The 19853-nt window shown below is 62.3% G+C and carries 19 protein-coding genes; 13 read left to right on the forward strand and 6 right to left on the reverse strand.

Translation table 11 applies throughout. The features are described from left to right. Positions 1 to 35 precede the first annotated feature (35 nt). The 3 genes from J3P85_RS25005 (at position 36) to J3P85_RS25015 (ending at position 2520) form a co-directional block, all read left to right on the forward strand. A complete protein-coding gene (locus J3P85_RS25005) occupies positions 36 to 1592 on the forward strand; it encodes an AAA family ATPase (RefSeq protein ID WP_434703919.1) in 1557 nt (518 codons plus the stop codon). 91 nt (positions 1593 to 1683) lie between these two features. Beyond that, positions 1684 to 2025 (forward strand): pentapeptide repeat-containing protein, encoded by a 342-nt coding sequence (locus J3P85_RS25010; RefSeq protein WP_434703920.1) that lies wholly within the window; start codon positions 1684 to 1686, stop codon positions 2023 to 2025. 222 nt (positions 2026 to 2247) lie between these two features. Then, a complete protein-coding gene (locus tag J3P85_RS25015) occupies positions 2248 to 2520 on the forward strand; it encodes a TfoX/Sxy family protein (protein WP_003205623.1) in 273 nt (90 codons plus the stop codon). 222 nt (positions 2521 to 2742) lie between these two features. On the opposite strand, the gene J3P85_RS25020 is transcribed toward J3P85_RS25015, so the two are convergent. From J3P85_RS25020 to J3P85_RS25035, 4 genes are read right to left on the reverse strand one after another with little or no spacing between them, the layout of a single operon-like run. Then, positions 2743 to 3597, reverse strand: a complete 855-nt coding sequence (locus J3P85_RS25020) for a ChaN family lipoprotein (protein WP_434703921.1) — start codon at positions 3595 to 3597, stop codon at positions 2743 to 2745. 16 nt (positions 3598 to 3613) lie between these two features. After that, the gene (locus J3P85_RS25025) at positions 3614 to 4381 is read right to left on the reverse strand and encodes a heme ABC transporter ATP-binding protein (protein ID WP_434703923.1); all 768 of its coding nucleotides are present in this window, start codon (positions 4379 to 4381) and stop codon (positions 3614 to 3616) included. Next, positions 4381 to 5364: a FecCD family ABC transporter permease gene (locus J3P85_RS25030; protein ID WP_186709154.1), complete on the reverse strand. Its 984-nt coding sequence runs from the start codon at positions 5362 to 5364 to the stop codon at positions 4381 to 4383. The genes J3P85_RS25025 and J3P85_RS25030 overlap by 1 nt, the downstream gene beginning before the upstream one ends. Positions 5365 to 5414: 50 nt before the next feature. Next, positions 5415 to 6293, reverse strand: a complete 879-nt coding sequence (locus J3P85_RS25035; RefSeq protein WP_434703924.1) for a heme/hemin ABC transporter substrate-binding protein — start codon at positions 6291 to 6293, stop codon at positions 5415 to 5417. Positions 6294 to 6535: 242 nt separating this feature from the next. On the opposite strand from J3P85_RS25035, the gene J3P85_RS25040 reads away from it, so the two are divergent. Then, positions 6536 to 6853, forward strand: coding sequence for a Rieske (2Fe-2S) protein (locus tag J3P85_RS25040; RefSeq protein WP_434703925.1), 318 nt, complete (start codon positions 6536 to 6538; stop codon positions 6851 to 6853). Here J3P85_RS25040 and sfsA read toward each other — a convergent pair. Together sfsA and J3P85_RS25050 are read right to left on the reverse strand one after the other, a co-directional pair. Continuing rightward, positions 6809 to 7555, reverse strand: a complete 747-nt coding sequence (gene sfsA / locus J3P85_RS25045) for a DNA/RNA nuclease SfsA (protein WP_434703926.1) — start codon at positions 7553 to 7555, stop codon at positions 6809 to 6811. The two genes, J3P85_RS25040 and sfsA, sit on opposite strands and share 45 nt — an antisense overlap. After that, positions 7555 to 8727, reverse strand: a complete 1173-nt coding sequence (locus tag J3P85_RS25050; RefSeq protein WP_434703927.1) for a pyridoxal phosphate-dependent aminotransferase — start codon at positions 8725 to 8727, stop codon at positions 7555 to 7557. Before J3P85_RS25050 ends, sfsA begins: the two co-directional genes overlap by 1 nt. A 338-nt stretch (positions 8728 to 9065) precedes the next feature. Between J3P85_RS25050 and dksA the strand changes: the two genes are divergently transcribed. The 9 genes from dksA (at position 9066) to panC (ending at position 19778) form a co-directional block, all read left to right on the forward strand. Then, positions 9066 to 9509, forward strand: coding sequence for an RNA polymerase-binding protein DksA (gene dksA / locus J3P85_RS25055; protein WP_186709115.1), 444 nt, complete (start codon positions 9066 to 9068; stop codon positions 9507 to 9509). A gap of 147 nt (positions 9510 to 9656) precedes the next feature. Then, a complete protein-coding gene (gene gluQRS, locus J3P85_RS25060) occupies positions 9657 to 10538 on the forward strand; it encodes a tRNA glutamyl-Q(34) synthetase GluQRS (RefSeq protein ID WP_250964584.1) in 882 nt (293 codons plus the stop codon). 77 nt (positions 10539 to 10615) lie between these two features. Then, positions 10616 to 10792, forward strand: coding sequence for a hypothetical protein (locus J3P85_RS25065; protein WP_003176118.1), 177 nt, complete (start codon positions 10616 to 10618; stop codon positions 10790 to 10792). Further along, positions 10776 to 13730: a sensor histidine kinase gene (locus tag J3P85_RS25070; protein ID WP_186709097.1), complete on the forward strand. Its 2955-nt coding sequence runs from the start codon at positions 10776 to 10778 to the stop codon at positions 13728 to 13730. The genes J3P85_RS25065 and J3P85_RS25070 overlap by 17 nt, the downstream gene beginning before the upstream one ends. 22 nt (positions 13731 to 13752) lie before the next feature. After that, positions 13753 to 15186 carry a sigma-54-dependent transcriptional regulator gene (locus J3P85_RS25075; RefSeq protein ID WP_186709094.1) on the forward strand — a complete coding sequence of 478 codons (1434 nt, stop codon included), beginning with the start codon at positions 13753 to 13755 and terminating at the stop codon, positions 15184 to 15186. Between the two features lie 717 nt (positions 15187 to 15903). Beyond that, entirely contained in the window at positions 15904 to 17301 is a 1398-nt protein-coding gene (locus tag J3P85_RS25080) for a polynucleotide adenylyltransferase PcnB (protein WP_434703928.1), read from the forward strand. Between the two features lie 3 nt (positions 17302 to 17304). After that, positions 17305 to 17790, forward strand: a complete 486-nt coding sequence (gene folK, locus J3P85_RS25085; protein WP_434703929.1) for a 2-amino-4-hydroxy-6-hydroxymethyldihydropteridine diphosphokinase — start codon at positions 17305 to 17307, stop codon at positions 17788 to 17790. A gap of 330 nt (positions 17791 to 18120) precedes the next feature. After that, on the forward strand, positions 18121 to 18921 hold the full coding sequence (gene panB, locus J3P85_RS25090; RefSeq protein WP_411385648.1) for a 3-methyl-2-oxobutanoate hydroxymethyltransferase: 801 nt from the start codon (positions 18121 to 18123) through the stop codon (positions 18919 to 18921). Continuing rightward, positions 18918 to 19778: a pantoate--beta-alanine ligase gene (gene panC / locus J3P85_RS25095; RefSeq protein WP_434703930.1), complete on the forward strand. Its 861-nt coding sequence runs from the start codon at positions 18918 to 18920 to the stop codon at positions 19776 to 19778. The genes panB and panC overlap by 4 nt, the downstream gene beginning before the upstream one ends. Positions 19779 to 19853 lie beyond the last annotated feature (75 nt).

Raw genomic sequence — 19853 nt, forward strand, 5'->3', positions numbered from 1 at the left:
CGGCCTTGAATTTTCCAGCCTATGAAGGACCGTCCGTGAGCCAATCCCTGATCGCCGCCTTGCAAAACCCGGCCCTCTACCCGCATCCCGTCGAAGCGTTCCAGGTCATCGAAACCCACATTTCCTGGGTATTGCTCACCGGGCCATACGCCTACAAATTCAAAAAACCGGTCAACTTCGGCTTCCTCGATTTCACCAACCTCCAAGCGCGCCAGCATTTTTGCAGCGAAGAGTTGCGCCTGAACCAGCGCCTGACCCGGGACCTGTACCTGGAAGTCCTGCCGATTACCGGCAGCGCCGAAGCGCCACAGCTCGGTGGCGACGGCCCGGCCATCGAATACGCCCTGAAAATGCGTCAATTCCCCCAGAGCCAATTGCTCAGCACACTGCAAGCCAACGGCGAACTGACCACCGCGCACATCGACGAGATGGCCGCCCAGATCGCCCAGTTCCACCTCTCCACGCCCAAGGTGCCCGCCGAGAACGTCGCCGGCACGCCGCAAAGCGTGATGGCGCCGGTGCTGCAGAACTTCGAACAGATCCGCCCGTTCCTCAACGACAAGGCCGACCTGCTGCAACTTGAAGCACTGCAAGCCTGGGCCGAAAGCAGTTTCGAACGGCTCAAGCCGCTGCTCACCCAGCGCAAGGCCGACGGTTTCATCCGCGAATGCCACGGTGATATCCACCTGGGCAACGCCACCGTGATCGACGGCAAGGTGGTGATTTTCGACTGCATCGAATTCAACGAACCGTTCCGCTTCACCGACGTCTACGCCGACACCGGTTTCCTGGCGATGGACCTGGAAGATCGCGGCCTTAAATCGTTGGCGCGGCGTTTCGTCAGCCAATACCTGGAACTGACCGGCGACTACCAGGGCTTGGAACTGCTGAACTTCTATAAAGCCTACCGCGCCCTCGTCCGGGCCAAAGTCGCACTGTTCAGCATGCCGGCCGAAGCCGATCCGGTGCAGCGCGCAACCACCCTGCGCCAATACCGCAACTACGCCAACCTGGCCGAAAGCTACAGCACCATTCCTTCGCCCTTCCTGGCCATCACCCACGGTGTTTCGGCCGTGGGCAAAAGCCATGTCGCGATGCGCCTGGTCGAAGCACTGGGGGCCATTCGCCTGCGTTCGGACGTGGAGCGCAAGCGCCTGTTCGGCCAACAACAGGTCCCCAACGATCCGCAGGCCGGCATTTATGGCAGCGACGCCAGCAGCGCCACCTACGCCCACCTGCATGAAGTCGCCGCGACGATCCTGCGCGCCGGTTTCCCGGTGGTGATCGATGCCACCTATCTCAAGCATGATCAGCGCGATGCCGCGGCAAAAGTCGCCGAGGCCACCGGCGCTCCGTTCCTGATTCTCGACTGCGACGCGCCGCAAGCGGTCATCGAAAGCCGACTGGCGCAGCGCCAGGCCGACCAGCAAGACCCCTCCGATGCGAACCTGGCGGTCATCGCCGCACAACAGTCCAGCCGCGAAGCCCTGACCCCGGCGGAAATTCTCTGCAGCAAACGGGTCCAAACCAATGAAAGCGGTACGCTCGACATTGTCGTCGCGCAAATCCGCCAGCGTTTGCCAGGCCTGTAAATCACTATTTTGGCCGTGAAGCGATGCCCGGCTTCACGGCCAATAAATAGTGGCACTATACTGGCGTCATAAAACCAACAGGTGATATGAAATGAGCCATCCCAAGATTCTCAACAGCCCGCTCTATGCTCTGCTGCGCAAAGATGACATTTCAGGCTTCAACAAGGAGCGCCCTCAAGGCATGGTCGACATGCGCGGCGGCGATTTTCGCGGCCTCGATCTGCGGGAACTGAATGCGGACGACGTCGATTTCACCGATGCGTATTTCCGTGCCACCGACTTACGCGGCATCGATTTCCGCAAATCATCATTGGAAGGCGCGAGCCTGGCCCATGCGCAGATATCCGGGGCCTACTTTCCGCCCGAGCTGTCTGCGGACGAAATCCTGATGTCGATGAATTTCGGCACCCGATTGCGCTACCGCACCCGCTGACAGTCTCTAACGAGGCCGATCCACCCGCGGACCTGCCACGACCGAACACATCTCCAGCGCCCTCGCTTGCGCTGGAGAATGCAGCCTATTCCCACCTCATCGTGCGTAATGCATTAGAAGCTTTTGCGTCGAATCCCACCAAAGAATCACGTTTTTCCTACTGACCGCTACACTGCTCAGAAGCTTGCCCACCGCACCAGTCGGCCGTCGCAAGGAGGCTCGATGAATGATGAACTGCAACACCTGAAGAATCTGGGCAAGACATCGGCCCAGTGGCTGCACGCCGTGGGTATCCACAGCGCTTCTGATCTACGCCGGCTCGGGGCCGTGGATGCCTATCGCGCCGTGCGCACTCGCGGTTTCCGGGCGTCCAAGGTGTTGCTGTACGCCATCGAGGGTGCGTTGATGGATGTGCATTGGAATGACATCCCCGCTGAACGCAAGGAAGCCTTGAATAAACAGCTGGACGCTATTTCGACGCGCCACAAAGCCTGACACCCCTTTTCGTTCACTGTGCGAACCCTGGCCGCGAGGTTATTTCGACGAATCGTAAAACAATGTTTGACATGGTAATGAGAATCGCTATGATTACCACATCCGGTCGCGAGACTGGTCGATATTTGAACAGCCCTTGGTTCGGACTCTCAGATATCTCCTCATCAGGCTAATCACGGTTATTTGACCCGGCTCTTGCCGGGTCTTTTTTTGCCTGCAATTTCATTGACGGATGTGTTCACGCATCTGCACACAATAATCCTGGGGCGGCATGGCCGGGGTGTACCACACGTAATCGGCCATGGCCGACGTTACGTCACTGCCCTCCTCAGCCAGCATCAGCACGACCGGTGCCTCGCTGGCGCCAAGATCCAGCGCATGCAGCGGCATACCGACATCTTTTCGCCCATGCCAGGCGCCAGCGAACAACAATGCCGGTGTCGGCGCTTGCAGCAGGCGTTCGGCCATGCGCCGGTCACGCTGTTGCTGTACGGCCAGCATTGGCGGCATTTGCGACTCTGGCAGCAAACCGCAGTGGGATTCACGAATCTGTTCCAACAACGCATCCCTCACCGTGACGGCATTGGAGCGAGTGCCCACCAAGCCGGGCGCTTGCCGATAGAAGCGCTGGATCTCAGCGGCGTCCAGATTGGCGGCCAGCAATGCATAACGTTGCGCCAGGGCAAACTCGACAATAGGCCCATAGAGATTCCAATCCCAGCCGGGGGACCAGGCCAGCGCGCCGGGCAGGTCCTTGGGCAAGGTGGGCAACTGGCGAACGGAATCAACCCGCGGCTGTTGCGCTGGAGTGAGCATTTCCAGCAGCAGGCTGCCTTGGGCCCGCCGATCGGCCAAGGATTGGAGTAGCCATAGCTGCAGCGCGTGGTGATCAGGATTGTCGTGTCGCTCACCTACCACCACCCGTGGCGCCCTTGCCAAGCGTTCGACCAACACTTGGGGCGTCACGGCCTGACCGTTGTGCAAGTCACGAATCCGTCCGCCAAGCGGGGGCGGTGCAATGCTCTGGCAGGCCGTCAGTACACTCAATGCCAGAATCAGGAGCAAGCGCACGTCCATATCCTCCAGGGTGCCCTCAGCGGGCAATGATCAACGGATGCCCGCGCTCCGGATGATCTTGCACCAGCACGTCCAGGCCGAACACCGCCTTGAGCGGTTCCGGGCGCAGCACCTGCCGGGGCGTGTCCAGGGCCACCGGTCGACCGGAGGCGAGCAGCAACAGGCGATCACAGTAACGCGCCGCCAGGTTCAGGTCATGCAGGATTACCAGCACGGCAGCGCCGCGACTGGCGAACTCCCGCACCGCCTGGAGGATGGTGTGCTGGTGCAACGGATCGAGCATCGAAGTGGGCTCGTCCAGCAACAGGGTTTGCCCCGCTTCACCGGGCCACAACTGCGCCAGCACCCGCGCCAGATGCACCCGCTGGCGTTCGCCACCGGACAACGCCAGGTAACTGCGGCCATGCAGATGCGCGGCGTCCGCCGCTTGCAGCGCCGCGGCGACGATTTGCTCGTCCCGCAGCCGACCGCTCTGGTGCGGCAGGCGCCCCATGCCGACGACTTCCTCGACACGGAAAGCAAAATCCAGGGTCGACGACTGCGGCAAGACCGCCAGGCGGCGGGCGCGCTCGACACCCTGCCAGTGGGCCAGCGGCCGGTCATCGAGCCAGACCTGCCCCTGGCTTGGGCGCAATTCGCCACACAGGCCCGCCAGCGAGGTGCTTTTACCCGCACCGTTAGGCCCGAGCACACCCAGCACTTCGCCGGGGTTGAGCAGCAGGTCGACGTCCGCCAGCACGGTTTTCCGGCCACGTTGAATGTGCAGGTTCTGGGCTCGCAGCATCAGGCGCGCCCTCGCACCAATAGATAGAGAAAGAACGGCGCGCCGATGAACGCCGTGACGATGCCGATCGGCAATTCCGCCGGGGCCAGCGCCAGGCGTGCCACCAGGTCGGCCAGCAACAACAGGCTTGCGCCCGCCAGCACCGAAGCGGGCAACAAGACCCGGTGATCAGGGCCGGCCACCAGGCGCACCAGATGCGGCACCACCAGCCCGACAAAGCCGATCATGCCCGCCGCCGCCACCGCCGCGCCAACCCCCAGCGCCGTACAAAACACCAGCTCACGCTTGAGGGCTTCGACGTTGACACCCAGGTGGGCGGCCTCGGACTCGCCCAGCAACAGCGCATTGAGTTGCCGGGCCCGGCGTGGCAACCAGAGCGCGACGCCGGCGCTGACCAGCAACAGCGGCCACAACCTCGCGTAGCTGGCGCCGTTGAGGCTGCCCAGGTTCCAGAACGTCAAGGTGCGCAGGGTCGCGTCGTCCGCCAGGTAAGTGAACAGGCCGACGGCGGAACCGGACAACGCGGTCAAGGCAATGCCGGCCAAGAGCATGGTCGCGACATGGGTCTGGCCATTGCGTCGACCAAGACGATAGACCAGCGCCGTCACGCCGAGCCCGCCGAGGAAGGCACACAACGACAACACGTAGGGACCAAAGGCTTCAGGCAACCCGCCCAGCGTCGAGCCAGCGACGATTGCGAATGCGGCCCCGAGCGCCGCGCCGCTGGACACCCCCACCAGCCCCGGGTCCGCCAGTGGATTACGGAACAGACCCTGCATCGCCACACCGGACAACGCCAACACCCCGCCCACCGCCAAGCCGAGCAGCGTGCGTGGCAAACGGATCTGGCCGAGGATCAGTTCGGCCTGCTCGAGGCCATCGGCAGCCACTGGCAAACCCAACAAGCGCAAGGCGGCGCGCAAAGTGTCCAGCAGCGGCAGGCTCACCGGCCCCAGGGCCAGGGACAACCAGGTCGCCAGCAGACACAGCAGGCCCAGGCCGATGAATAAAGTGCGTGGCTTGACCAACGCGGTCATGGCGCCGTGGCCGACTCAGCCGGATAGAAGCCGGCCGTCAGTTTCACCAGGCTTTGTGGCAGACGCGGACCCAACCCGCCCACCAACAGCGTCGGGTCGAGCTCCATGACGCGCCCGTCCCTGGCGGCTCGGGTCGAGGACAGAATCGGGTTTTCCCTGAACAACGCCGCTCGCGCCTCTTCACCGCTCAGGGCACGGTCGGCGAAGACCAGCACTTCAGGATTCAGGCCAGCCAGGCTTTCCACGGAAAAAGACTTATAGCCACTGTGAGTCGCGAGGTTGTGAGCGCCGGCCTGCTGCAACAGCCAGTCGGCGGAAGTGCCCTTGCCAGCAACCAGTGGCTTGCCACCGGAACTGCCCACCAACAGCAACACCCCGGGTGCCTTTTGCTTGCGCTGGGCCTCGACTACACGGGCGTGTTGCTGGGTGAGCTGTTCCTGATAACGATCGAACACCTGGGCCGCCGCGGCCTCAGCCCCCAGCAACTGGCCCAAGTGGCGCAAATTGCCTTGCAACGTCGGCAGGTCAGGGGTGGCCGAGAACAGTTCGACCTGCACGCCGGCGCTGCGGATTTGCGCCAGCACCGGTGGAGGTCCCATTTCTTCGGTGCCCACCAGGATCTGCGGGCGCAGGCTCAATACACCCTCGGCGGACAACTGTCGCTGATAGCCAATGCTGGGCAGGGCCCGCAACGACTCAGGATGCTGGCTGGTGGTGTCCACGCCCACCAGTTTCGATTCGCCGCCCAGCGCACTGACCCACTCCGAAAGGGCGCCGCCAGCGCTGACCCAACGCTGCGGCGACTCAGCGGCGCTGATCCCCTGGTTGACCAACAGTGCGACACAGAGCGCAACAACGCGGATGTTCAGGCGCATCGGGCAGCTTCCTCGAAGAAGTTTTTCACAGGACCGGGTAGGGCCAAGTATCCTCAGCCACTTGCGAAGGAGGCGCCATTTGATAATTGTTTTCATTTGACCGTCAAGCATGGATCTTTTGCCACACGAAACCTTGCTCGCGATAGCGGCCTGTCGGTCACTCAGATGTTGAATGTGTCACCGTCATCGCGAGCAAGCTCGCTCCCACAATGGATTTCACTCCGACAAATATTGAGACCCCCATGAAGTTTCTTTGTACCGCCGCCCAATTGCCCGACAACGGCAGTCGCGGCTTCGAGCTCGGTGGGCGCAAGCTCCTGGCCGTGCGACGCGCCGGCCAGGTGTACGTCTATCTCAATCGCTGCCCGCACCGTGGCGTGCCGCTGGAATGGCAACCTGACCAGTTCCTCGACCCCAGCGCCAGCCTGATCCAGTGCGCCACTCACGGCGCGCTGTTCCTGATCGAAAGCGGTGAATGCGTGGCCGGCCCCTGCGCCGGTCAGTTCCTCGCTGCCCTAGATAGCCGGGAGGACGAGCACGGCGTCTGGGTCGAGCTCTAGCAACACCGGCAACGCACGGTCCACCCACATCTGCTCGGGCGTCAGCGTGACCCCGTAGGCCAGCACCTCCACACCCGCCGCCACCGCGTCACGCAGGGCAGCGGCGTACACCGGGTCGATTTCGTGTGCCGGGCGCACGGCCTCGATGCCACTGAGGTTCACGCAATACAGTTGCACCGCCCGCACGCCTTGCCGGGCCAGGCAGGCCAGTTCTCTCAAGTGTTTGGCCCCACGCAAGGTCACCGCATCGGGAAACGCCGCCACGTGGGTGCCATCGAACCCCAGCGTGACACTTTTGACTTCGACCCAGGCCGAGCCCAGCTCATAGTCCAGGCGAAAATCGATACGGCTGTTTTCCACGCCGTACGCCACTTCACGCTTGAGCCCGGTAAACCCGTTCAATTCGCTAATGATCCCGGCGCGCAGGGCCTCCTCGACCAAGGCATTGGCCCGTGCGGTATTGATGCAGGCGAGCCGTCCCTGAGGGGTTTCGCCGATTTCCCAAGTGCCGGGCAACTTGCGCTTGGGGTCGCTGGAGCGACTGAACCAGACGCGCGCGCCTTCGGCCATGCAATTGAGCATCGAGCCAGTGTTGGGGCAGTGAATAGTAAGAAGTTCGCCGTGAACGGTCTCGATATCAGCGAGAAAACGCTTGTAACGTCGTATCAAGCGGCCTTCTTCCAACGCAGGGGAAAAACGCATCAGCCTTGCCAACTCCGCAGTCCGCGCCCGATTCGCTCCACCGCTTCTTGTAACCGCGGCAGGCTCTGTGTATAGGCGAAACGCACATGATGGCCGGCCTGGTGGCGTCCGAAGTCCAGACCCGGCGTGAAGGCCACATGCTCGGTCTCCAGGAAATGCTGGCAGAACGCAAAGGCATCGCCGCCGAACGCGCTGATGTCGGCATAGAGGTAAAACGCCCCTTGCGGCTCCACCGCGATGCCGAAGCCCAATTCCCGCAAGGCCGGCAGCAGAAAGTCGCGGCGCAACGCGAACTCGGCCCGACGCTGCTCGAAGATTTCGATCGTGGCGGGCTCGAAACAGGCCAGGGCGGCATACTGGGCCATGCTCGGCGCACTGATGTAGAGGTTCTGCGCAAGTTTTTCCAGCTCGCCGATGGCCGCCGAAGGGGCCACCAGCCAGCCGAGCCGCCAACCGGTCATGCCGAAATACTTGGAAAAACTATTGAGGACAAAGGCATCGTCATCCACTTCCAACACGCTGGCGGCGTCGGTGCCGTAGGTCAGGCCGTGATAGATCTCGTCGACCACCAGATGACCGTTGTGGCCCTTGATGGCCCTGGACAGCCCCGCCAGCTCGTCTCGGGTCAGAATCGTCCCGGTCGGGTTGGCCGGCGAGGCCACCAATGCACCGACGCTGTCCTGGTCCCAATGGCGGTTCACCAGGTCCGGCGTCAGTTGGTAACGCACATCCGGTCCCACCGGCACCAATTGCGCCGCGCCTTCCACCAGGCGCAGGAAATGACGGTTACAGGGATAGCCAGGGTCGGCCAACAGCCAATGCTTGCCCGGGTCGACCAACAAAGCGCTGGCCAGCAGCAGCGCGCCAGAGCCGCCCGGCGTGATCATGATGCGTCGAGGGTCGATGTCGACGCCGTAGCGCTGCCCATAGAAACCCGAGATGGCCTCGCGCAGCTCAGGGATGCCCCGGGCCGCGGTGTAACGGGTCTTGCCCGCCGCCAGCGCGGCCTGGCCGGCCTGGATGATCGGCTCGGCGGTGGTGAAGTCCGGCTCGCCGATCTCCAAGTGGATGACGTCATGCCCGGCGGCTTGCAGTTCGTTGGCGCGGGCCAACAGCGCCATCACATGGAAAGGTTCGATGGCGCGGCTGCGCGCACTGTAGGGCTGAGCCATTGGCCTTCCTTCAGGGGAAAAAGAACCGATTCTACCCAACTCGGGAACAACTGCGGGAACGAGCACGAACCCAAAGCGGTCTGAGCCCTCGGATTGCAGGAAATGACTCCCGCGATTGGCCCAGGCTTGACTAGAATCAAGCATTGAGCAGGTTGACATCCCCACCGAAGCGAACCCGGCCACGTTTTACAAGCCCCGGCCGCCGCAGGCTCGACAACCGGGAGTAGCGCGGCCCGATTTGATCTGGTAAGTTCGCCCGCTTGCAGCCGCAGGGCCGGCAGGTGTCGGTGATGGAGCAATCCTGCGTAGTGGATTACAAGAGTAGAGGCGGTCCATTCATGCCCACCCAAGCAAAGCAAAATCAAAATCAAACGCTCAGCGGGTTTGAGCCGTACGTCCCGCAAGCTGGCGAAGAGTACATGGGCGCCCCCATGCGCGCGCACTTCACCAAGATCCTGAACAAGTGGAAACAGGACTTGATGCAGGAAGTCGACCGCACCGTGGATCACATGAAAGACGAAGCGGCCAACTTCCCCGACCCGGCCGACCGTGCCAGCCAGGAAGAAGAGTTCAGCCTCGAGCTGCGCGCCCGTGACCGTGAGCGCAAGCTCATCAAGAAAATCGACAAGACCCTGCAACTGATCGAAGACGAAGAATACGGTTGGTGCGAGTCCTGCGGCGTCGAGATCGGCGTCAAGCGTCTGGAGGCGCGTCCGACCGCCGACATGTGTGTCGACTGCAAGACCCTGGCGGAAATCAAGGAAAAACAGGTCGGCAAGTAATTGCCGGGGCTGTCACCGAAACGGAGCGTTCATACGCTCCGTTTTTTGTTTCCGATGCTTTCCCCAAGCTTTGGTGCATCCCCACAAGGAATAGGCTTTGTTGTCGAGATTGCTTTCCTCCTGCCCGGACCCAGTAACATTCGCCCTATGACTGCCTACATCGGACGCTTCGCCCCCACCCCCAGCGGCCACTTGCATTTCGGTTCGCTGGTCGCCGCACTGGCTTCGTACCTGGACGCCCGGGCTGTGGGTGGGCGTTGGTTGCTGCGCATGGAGGACCTCGACCCGCCCCGGGAGGAGCCGGGCGCGCAAGCGGCGATTCTCCAGGCGCTGGAAAGCTACGGGTTCGAATGGGACGGCGAGATGGTTCGCCAGAGCGAACGCCATGACGCCTACGATCAGGTCATCAACCGCCTGTTCAGCCAGGGGTTGGCCTATGCCTGCACCTGTTCGCGCAAGCAATTGGAGGCCTACCAGGGTATTTATCCGGGACTGTGCCGCAATGCCGGGCACGGCACCGAGGACGCCGCCATCCGCCTGCGCGTCCCCGAGCTGGAATACCACTTCACCGACCGGGTCCAAGGCGAGTTCCGCCAGCACCTGGGCCGTGAGGTCGGTGACTTCGTGATCCGCCGCCGCGACGGGCTCTACGCTTATCAACTGGCCGTGGTCCTGGACGACGCCTGGCAAGGGGTGACCGATATCGTGCGCGGCGCCGACCTGCTGGACTCCACGCCACGCCAACTCTACCTGCAAGAACTGCTCGGGTTGCCGCAACCGCGTTACCTGCACGTGCCGCTGATCACCCAGCCCGACGGGCACAAGCTTGGCAAATCCTACCGTTCGCCGCCGCTGGCGGCCGACCAGGCCACGCCGCTGTTGCTAAGGGCGTTGCGAGCACTGGGCCAGCAACCGGGCCTCGAACTGGTCGATGCCAGCCCACGGGAACTGCTGGCCTGGGGCATTCGCCACTGGGATGCGGGCAAGATCCCGCGCACACTGAGCCTGCCCGAAGCGCAAATACGTTGACGGCCCTTGCAGCTTGGCGCCCATCCGTTACCATCGCCGCACGTTTTCGGGCACGCGCATAAATTAGAGAGGCCGGGATGTATATCTATCGCTTGGTCCTGCTCCTGGTAGTGGGGATTTACCTGTTCTCCCCGGCCATCATGGATTGGTGGATCGATGCCACGGGTGCCTGGTATCGGCCGTATCTGCTCTGGCTGATCCTGATTGTCGTGACCTTCATCCTGCAGAGCCAAAAAGATGCCGATGAGCTTTAGCCTGACCCAGATGATCCTGATCAGCGCCGCCTACCTGGCGGTGCTGTTCGGCGTAGCCTGGATCAGCGAACGAGGCATGATCCCCCGGGCGATCATCCGCCACCCGCTGACCTACACCCTGTCGCTGGGTGTCTATGCCAGCGCGTGGGCGTTCTATGGCACGGTCGGGCTGGCCTATCAGTACGGCTATGGTTTCCTCTCCAGTTACCTGGGGGTGTCAGGGGCGTTCCTGCTGGCGCCAGTGTTGCTCTACCCGATCCTGAAAATCACCCGCACCTACCAACTGTCGTCACTGGCCGACCTGTTCGCCTTTCGCTTTCGCAGCACTTGGGCCGGAGCGCTGACTACGATCTTCATGCTGGTCGGGGTGTTGCCGCTGCTGGCCCTGCAAATCCAGGCCGTGGCCGATTCCATCAGCATCCTGACCCGCGAGCCGGTACAGCACCGGGTGGCGTTGAGCTTCTGTGCGCTGATCATTCTGTTCACGATCTTCTTCGGCTCCCGGCACATCGCCACGCGGGAAAAACACGAAGGCCTGGTGTTTGCGATCGCCTTCGAGTCGGTGATCAAGCTGATCGCCATCGGCGGTGTCGGCCTCTATGCCTTGTACGGCGTGTTCGATGGCCCGCAGCAGCTTGAGCTCTGGCTGCTGCAGAACCAGACCGCCCTCGCCGCCCTGCACACGCCTTTGCAGGAAGGCCCGTGGCGCACGCTGTTGCTGGTATTCTTCGCCTCGGCGATCGTGATGCCGCACATGTACCACATGACTTTTACCGAAAACCTCAACCCGCGCTCGCTGGTGAGCGCCAGTTGGGGCCTGCCGTTGTTCCTGCTGTTGATGAGCCTGGCGGTGCCGCTGATCCTCTGGGCCGGCCTGAAGCTGGGCGCCAGCACCAACCCGGAATATTTCACCCTCGGCATCGGCATCGCCGCCAACAGCAAGGCCCTGGCATTATTGGCCTACGTCGGCGGCCTGTCGGCGGCCAGCGGCTTGATCATCGTCACCACGCTGGCCTTGTCGGGCATGGCCCTCAACCACTTGGTGCTGCCGCTCTACCAGCCGCCGGCCGAAGGCAACATCTATCGCTGGTTGAAGTGGACCCGACGGGCGCTGATTGTCGCGATCATCATGGCCGGCTACGGTTTTTACCTGATGCTCGGTGACGGGCAGGACCTGGCCAACCTGGGCATCGTCGCCTTCGTCGCCACTTTGCAGTTCCTGCCTGGCGTGCTGTCGGTGCTGTATTGGCCGACCGCCAACCGCCGCGGCTTCATCGCCGGCCTGCTGGCAGGAATCCTGGTGTGGCTGGTGGCGATGCTGTTACCGCTGATGGGCAACCTGCAGGGCTTCTATATTCCGCTGCTGAACATGATCTACGTGCTCGACGACACCAGTTGGCACATGGCGGCCATCGCTTCCCTGGCGGCGAACGTGCTGATGTTCACCCTGATCTCGCTGTTCACCAACGCCAGCAGCGAAGAAGCCAGCGCCGCCGAGGCCTGCGCCGTGGACAACGTGCGGCGCCCGCAGCGCCGCGAGTTGCACGCCGCCTCACCCCAGGAGTTCGCCACGCAACTGGCCAAGCCCTTGGGCGCCAAGGCCGCGCAAAAGGAAGTCGAACAGGCCCTGCGCGATCTCTACCTGCCTTTCGATGAACGCCGCCCATACGCCTTGCGTCGCCTGCGGGACCGGATCGAGGCCAACCTGTCCGGCCTGATGGGCCCCAGCGTGGCCCAGGACATGGTCGAGACGTTCCTGCCCTACAAGGCTGGCGGCGAGAACTACGTCACCGAAGACATCCATTTCATCGAAAGCCGCCTCGAGGATTACCACTCGCGCCTCACCGGCCTGGCCGCCGAACTGGACGCCTTGCGCCGTTACCATCGCCAGACCCTGCAGGAATTGCCGATGGGCGTGTGCTCCCTGGCCAAGGACCAGGAAATCCTGATGTGGAACAAGGCCATGGAAGAGCTCACCGGAATCGCCGCCCAGCGCGTGGTCGGTTCCCGCCTGAGCACCTTGGGCGAGCCGTGGAAAGGCTTGTTGCAAGGGTTCATCGACCTGCCGGACGAGCATTTGCACAAACAGCACCTGGCCCTCGACGGCCAGACCCGCTGGCTGAACCTGCACAAAGCGGCCATCGACGAACCGTTGGCGCCGGGTAACAGTGGCCTGGTGCTGCTGGTGGAAGACCTGACCGACACCCAAATGCTCGAAGACAAGCTGGTCCACTCCGAACGGCTGGCAAGTATCGGTCGGCTGGCCGCCGGGGTGGCCCACGAAATCGGCAACCCGATCACCGGCATCGCCTGCCTGGCGCAGAACCTGCGCGAAGAGCGCGAGGACGACGGCGAGCTGACGGAAATCAGCGGCCAGATCCTCGAACAGACCAAGCGCGTGTCGCGCATCGTCCAGTCGCTGATGAGTTTCGCCCATGCTGGCGGCCACCAACACAATGACGAACCTGTCTGCCTGGCCGAAGTGGCCCAGGACGCCATTGGTCTGCTGGCCCTCAACCGGCGCAATTTCGAAGTGCAATTCTTCAACCTGTGCGACCCGGAGCACTGGGTCGATGGCGACCCCCAGCGGCTCGCCCAGGTGTTGATCAACCTGCTCTCCAACGCGCGGGACGCCTCACCGGCCGGCAGCGCGGTGCGGGTCAAGAGCGAAGCTTTCGAACACACGATCGACCTGATCGTCGAAGACGAAGGCAGCGGTATCCCACAGAACATCATGGACCGATTGTTCGAACCTTTCTTCACCACCAAGGATCCTGGCGAAGGCACCGGTCTGGGCCTCGCACTGGTCTATTCCATCGTTGAAGAGCATTATGGACAAATCACCATCGACAGCCCGGCCGATGTTCAGAGCCAACGCGGCACCCGTATCCGGGTGACCTTGCCGCGTCATGTCGAAGCGACGTCCGCTGTGAACTGAGACCGTCGAGAGAATCGAATCAATGCCGCACATTTTGATCGTCGAAGACGAAACAATTATCCGCTCCGCCTTGCGCCGCCTGCTGGAACGCAACCAGTACCAGGTCAGCGAAGCCGGTTCAGTGCAGGAAGCACAAGAACGTTTCAGCATCCCCACGTTCGACCTGATCGTCAGCGACCTGCGCCTGCCTGGCGCCCCGGGCACCGAGCTGATCAAGCTCGGCCAGGGCACGCCGGTGCTGATCATGACCAGCTACGCCAGCCTGCGCTCGGCGGTCGACTCCATGAAAATGGGCGCGGTGGACTACATCGCCAAACCGTTCGACCACGACGAGATGCTCCAGGCCGTGGCCCGCATCCTGCGGGATCGACAGGCGGCCACCAGCAATCCTGCGGAACCCGTCGGCAAGGCCAGCGCCTCGGCGAAAGCCGGCGCCAGCAACAATAATGGCGAAATCGGCATCATTGGCTCCTGCCCGCCCATGCAGGACCTGTACGGCAAGATCCGCAAAGTCGCGCCGACCGACTCCAACGTCCTGATCCAGGGCGAGTCGGGCACCGGCAAGGAATTGGTGGCCCGTGCCCTGCACAACCTGTCGCGCCGGGCCAAGGCACCGATGATTTCGGTGAACTGCGCGGCGATTCCGGAAAGCCTGATCGAGTCCGAACTGTTCGGTCACGAGAAGGGCGCGTTCACCGGCGCCAGCGCCGGGCGTGCCGGGCTGGTGGAAGCGGCGGACGGCGGTACGTTGTTCCTCGATGAAATCGGCGAGCTGCCATTGGAAGCCCAGGCGCGGTTGCTGCGGGTGCTCCAGGAAGGCGAAATCCGCCGGGTCGGCTCGGTGCAGTCGCAAAAGGTCGATGTCCGCCTGATCGCGGCCACCCACCGTGACCTCAAGAGCCTGGCGAAAATTGGCCAATTCCGCGAAGACTTGTACTACCGCTTGCACGTGATCGCCTTGAAGCTCCCTGCCCTGCGCGAGCGTGGCGCCGACGTCAATGAAATCGCCCAGGCGTTTCTGGCCCGCCAGAGCGCGCGGGTCAACCGCACCGACCTCAAGTTCGCTCCGGACGCCGAACAGGCCATTCGTCATTACGCCTGGCCGGGTAACGTTCGAGAGCTGGAAAACGCGGTCGAGCGGGCGGTGATCCTGTGCGAGAGCCCGGAAATTTCCGCCGACCTGCTGGGCATCGATATCGAGCTGAGTGATCTGGACGATGAAGAATTCATCGGCCTGGCCCCGCAACAGGGCGGCGGCGCCAACAACACCAGCCACGAACCTACCGAAGACCTGTCCCTGGAGGATTACTTCCAGCACTTCGTCCTTGAGCACCAGGACCACATGACCGAAACCGAACTGGCACGCAAGCTGGGCGTCAGCCGCAAGTGCCTGTGGGAACGTCGTCAGCGCCTGGGGATTCCACGACGCAAGACTGGAGCGACCAGCGAAAGCTGAGGTGTGGGGGTAACACCACTGAATGTGAAAAAACTGTTACCCCAGTCTTTTTCACGTAACAGAAGCCGGGGCTTACGGTAACGAAACCCCGGCTTTTTTTCGCCTCGGAAAAATGGCTATAACCCTATAACCCCCGGTTTCGCTGGGTCTCGCAAAAGTTGGCACGCACCCTGCTATAGCTTTGGTACAAGAACAATAACAAGCAATGCAAAAGACAATAAAAATAAGACGAATCGACTCACGCACAATAAAAACAAGACGGCGAGAGGCGCAGCTAACTGATTCTTTTGGAGAGGCGTTGTATTTGGGGCTTGCCCCGCAACCAGGCCGAGAACAATAAAAACTGTCTCAAGACAGCTGCCTGAACTGGTTGGATCGATTGATCACTGCAACACAGCGACCAAAGCAATCCGTTTGCTCTTGGCTCCCGATTGGGAGGGTCACGAAGGGAAAACCTCGTGGCGCGGGCACTCAACAAAAACAAGAAGCCCGAAACCAATAATAAAAACAGAGCACGCAACTAATTCTGGGGGAGCTTTGGCTCCCCTTGTGGTTTCTGTCATTCCGCCTTCCCCGCCGCCTACACGCCTTTCGCTGAAAGCTTGCAGCCCAAAACTCCTCTGTCCTACACCATCCCTCGACTAAATGCTAGAATCCCCGCCCATCATGCGGTCATTCTTCGTTTTTGGCCGAACATTCCTTCAAACAGTGCATCCCATGCTGAAGAAGCTGTTCCAGTCATTCCGTTCTCCCTTGCGTCGTACGCAACATATTCGCAGCACGCCTGAAGTGCTCAACAGCGGCCAGCATTCACTGCAAAAGGCCCAGTTCAGCCGTTATGCGGTGAACATCGTCGAACGTTTGCAGAACGCCGGCTACCAGGCTTACCTGGTCGGCGGCTGCGTGCGCGACATGCTGCTCAACATCACTCCCAAGGATTTCGACGTTGCCACCAGCGCCACGCCGGAACAGATAAGGGCCGAGTTTCGCAACGCCCGGATCATTGGCCGGCGCTTCAAGCTGGTCCATATCCATTTCGGCCGCGAAATCATCGAAGTGGCGACTTTCCGGGCCAATCACCCGCAGAGCGATGAAGAGGAAGACAGCAACCAGTCTTCCCGCAACGAGAGCGGGCGCATCCTGCGCGACAACGTCTACGGCACGCTGGAAGAAGACGCGCAACGCCGCGACTTCACCATCAACGCCCTGTATTACGATCCGGTCAGCGAACGCATCCTCGATTACGCCAACGGCGTACACGACATCCGCAATCGCCTGATCCGCCTGATCGGCGATCCCAAGCAACGCTACCAGGAAGACCCGGTGCGGATGCTGCGGGCCGTGCGTTTTGCCGCCAAGCTGGATTTCGGCATCGAAAAACACAGTGCCATGCCGATTCGCGAACTGGCGCCGATGTTGCGAGAAATCCCCTCGGCCCGTCTGTTCGAGGAAGTGCTCAAGCTGTTCCTGTCGGGCAACGCGGCAGATACCTTCGAGATGCTGGTGGACTTGCAGTTGTTCGATCCGCTGTTCCCCGCCAGTGCCGAGGCCCTGGAGCACAATCCGACCTATACCCACACCTTGATCAGCGAAGCACTGATCAACACCGACCTGCGCATCAAGCAGAACAAGCCGGTAACACCGGCGTTCCTGTTCGCCGCCCTGCTCTGGCCTGCCCTGCCGGCCCGGGTGCTGCGCCTGCAAGACCGTGGCATGCCGCCGATCCCGGCGATGCAGGAAGCCGCCCACGAACTGATCGCCGAACAGTGCCAGCGCATCGCCATTCCAAAACGCTTCACGATGCCGATCCGCGAGATTTGGGACATGCAGGAGCGCCTGCCACGGCGCAGCGGCAAACGTGCCGACCTGCTGCTGGACAACCCGCGGTTCCGCGCCGGCTACGACTTCCTCCTGCTGCGTGAAAGCGCAGGCGAGCAGACCGATGGCCTGGGCGAATGGTGGACCGATTACCAGGACGCCAACGACAGCGAGCGTCGCGACATGATTCGCGAGCTCAGCGGCAAGGATGATGGCGCCAGCGGCCCACGCAAGCGTCGTCGCAGCAGCGGTGCCAAGCGTAAACGGGCCAGTGAACCGAGCGCTTCGGGCGAATAATCGATGGAACGCATCTACATCGGCATGGGCAGCAACCTCGCCGAACCCGCCGAACAATTGCGCAGCGCCGTCCAGGCGCTGGCGCAGTTGCCTGACACGCAAATGGTAGGTGTCTCGGCGTTTTATCAAAGCGATTCCCTGCTCCCCGGCCAGCCGCGCTACACCAACGCGGTGGCAGCGCTGGACAGCCGCCTGGCACCGCTGGACCTGCTCGATGCGCTGCAAGCCATCGAAACCGGACAGGGTCGCGAACGTCTCGAACGCTGGGGGCCGCGCACCTTGGACCTGGACATCCTGCTGTTCGGCGATCGCCTGATCGACGAGCCACGCCTCAAGGTTCCCCACTACCACATGCAGGCCCGGGCCTTTGTGCTCTACCCGCTGGCCGAACTGGCCCCCGCCGACCTGCGCCTGGCCGATGGGCGCCTGCTCAAGGATCTCCTTGCGGCGTGCCCATTCGTCGGCCTGGAACGCTTGCCACCAATCTGACGAACACCACCCCCTGTGGGAGCGAGCTTGCTCGCGATGGCGTCGTCACATCCAGCGTCCAGGATGACTGACACACCGCTATCGCGAGCAAGCTCGCTCCCACAGGATCCGGGACCCAGCAGTCAGATTCGGAACACGCCCCTACGCTGAAACGCATCAGTCACCCCGGTAACACCCGGCGGTAACACATCCAATTGACTTCCCGAGTGCTCCTCACGACTATAGGCGTCCCGTCGCCGCCAACGCGGCGCTAATGGGCGTAATCCAGGCCTTACAAGCACCACGCATAGAAGGTGCGCCTGAATTCGAGCGCCTAATGAGGACTTTTTCATGCCAGCTATTACCCTGACCACGCTGCAAGGTCTCAAGCAAAAAGGTGAAAAAATCACCATGCTGACCTGCTATGACGCAACCTTCGCCCACGCCTGCAATGAGGCCGGTGTCGAAGTGCTGCTGGTGGGCGATTCCCTCGGCATGGTGCTGCAAGGTCACGACAGCACGCTGCCGGTGACCACCGCCGAGATGGCCTACCATGTGGCCGCCGTCAAACGTGGTAACACCGATGCGTTGATCCTCGCCGACCTGCCGTTCATGGCCTACGCCACCCTCGAGCAAACCATGACCAACAGCGCCATGCTGATGCAGGCCGGTGCCCACATGGTCAAGGTCGAAGGCGCGTTGTGGCTGGCCGATTCGATTCGGCTACTGGCCGAGCGAGGCATCCCCGTGTGCGCGCACCTGGGCCTGACCCCCCAAGCGGTGAATATCCTCGGCGGCTACAAGGTCCAGGGCCGCAATGAGAACCAGGCGCGGCAGATGCGCGCCGATGCGATTGCCCTGGAGCAGGCGGGCGCGGCGATGTTGCTGCTCGAATGCGTGCCCAGCGAACTGGCTGAAGAAATCACCCAGGCGGTGAAGATTCCAGTGATCGGAATCGGCGCCGGCAGCGCTACCGACGGCCAGGTACTGGTGCTGCACGACATGCTCGGATTATCGATCACCGGACGCGTGCCCAAGTTCGTCAAGAACTTCATGGCTGGGCAAACTTCTATCCACGGCGCCTTGAGTGCCTACGTCGCTGAAGTCAAGGCCGCGACCTTCCCGGGCACCGAACACGGGTTTTCTGCATGAACACCGTCAAAACCGTACGCGAACTGCGGGCCGCCGTGGCCCGCGCCCGCGGCGAAGGCAAGCGCATTGCCTTCGTGCCGACCATGGGCAACCTGCACAGCGGGCATGTGGCGTTGGTCACCAAGGCTGCGCAACGGGCCGACTTCGTGGTGGCGAGCATTTTCGTCAACCCGCTGCAATTCGGCGCCGGCGAAGATTTGGACAAATACCCCCGCACCCTGGCGGCCGACCAGGAAAAACTGCTCCAGGCCGGCTGCCACTTGCTGTTCGCCCCCAGCGTCGAAGAGATGTACCCCGACGGCATGGCCGGACAAACCCGGGTCAGCGTTCCGCAATTGTCCGAAGGCTTGTGCGGCGCCAGCCGTCCCGGGCATTTCGAGGGTGTGGCGACGGTGGTCAGCAAACTGTTCAATATGGTCCAGCCTGACCTGGCGGTGTTTGGCCAGAAAGATTTCCAGCAACTGGCGGTGATCCGCGCCCTGGTCCATGACCTGAACATGCCGATCCAGATCATCGGCGAGCCGACCGTTCGCGCCGAAGACGGCTTGGCGCTGTCGTCCCGCAACGGTTTCCTCAGCCCGGACCAACGCGCCGTCGCGCCCGTGGTCTATCGCGCCCTGAACCAGATCGCCGAGGCGATCAAGCAGGGTCAGCGGGATTTCCCGGCGCTGATCGGCACGCAGCTCAAGCAACTCGAAGCCGCCGGCCTGCGTCCCGACTATCTGGAAATCCGTCACGCCAAGACCTTGCGTCCGGCGTCGAGCGAGGACCGCGACCTGGTGATTCTGGTCGCCGCCTTCCTGGGCACCACGCGCCTGATCGACAACCTGCATCTGGATCTCGACACGCCCGCCTGAACATCACAAACCCCTGTGGGAGCGAGCTTGCTCGCGATAGCGGTGTACCCGTTGAAACAAACGCCAACTGACACA

The sequence above is a fragment of the Pseudomonas sp. Z1-12 genome, from assembly GCF_051132015.1.
Classification (GTDB): Bacteria; Pseudomonadota; Gammaproteobacteria; order Pseudomonadales; family Pseudomonadaceae; genus Aquipseudomonas; species Aquipseudomonas zanjanensis.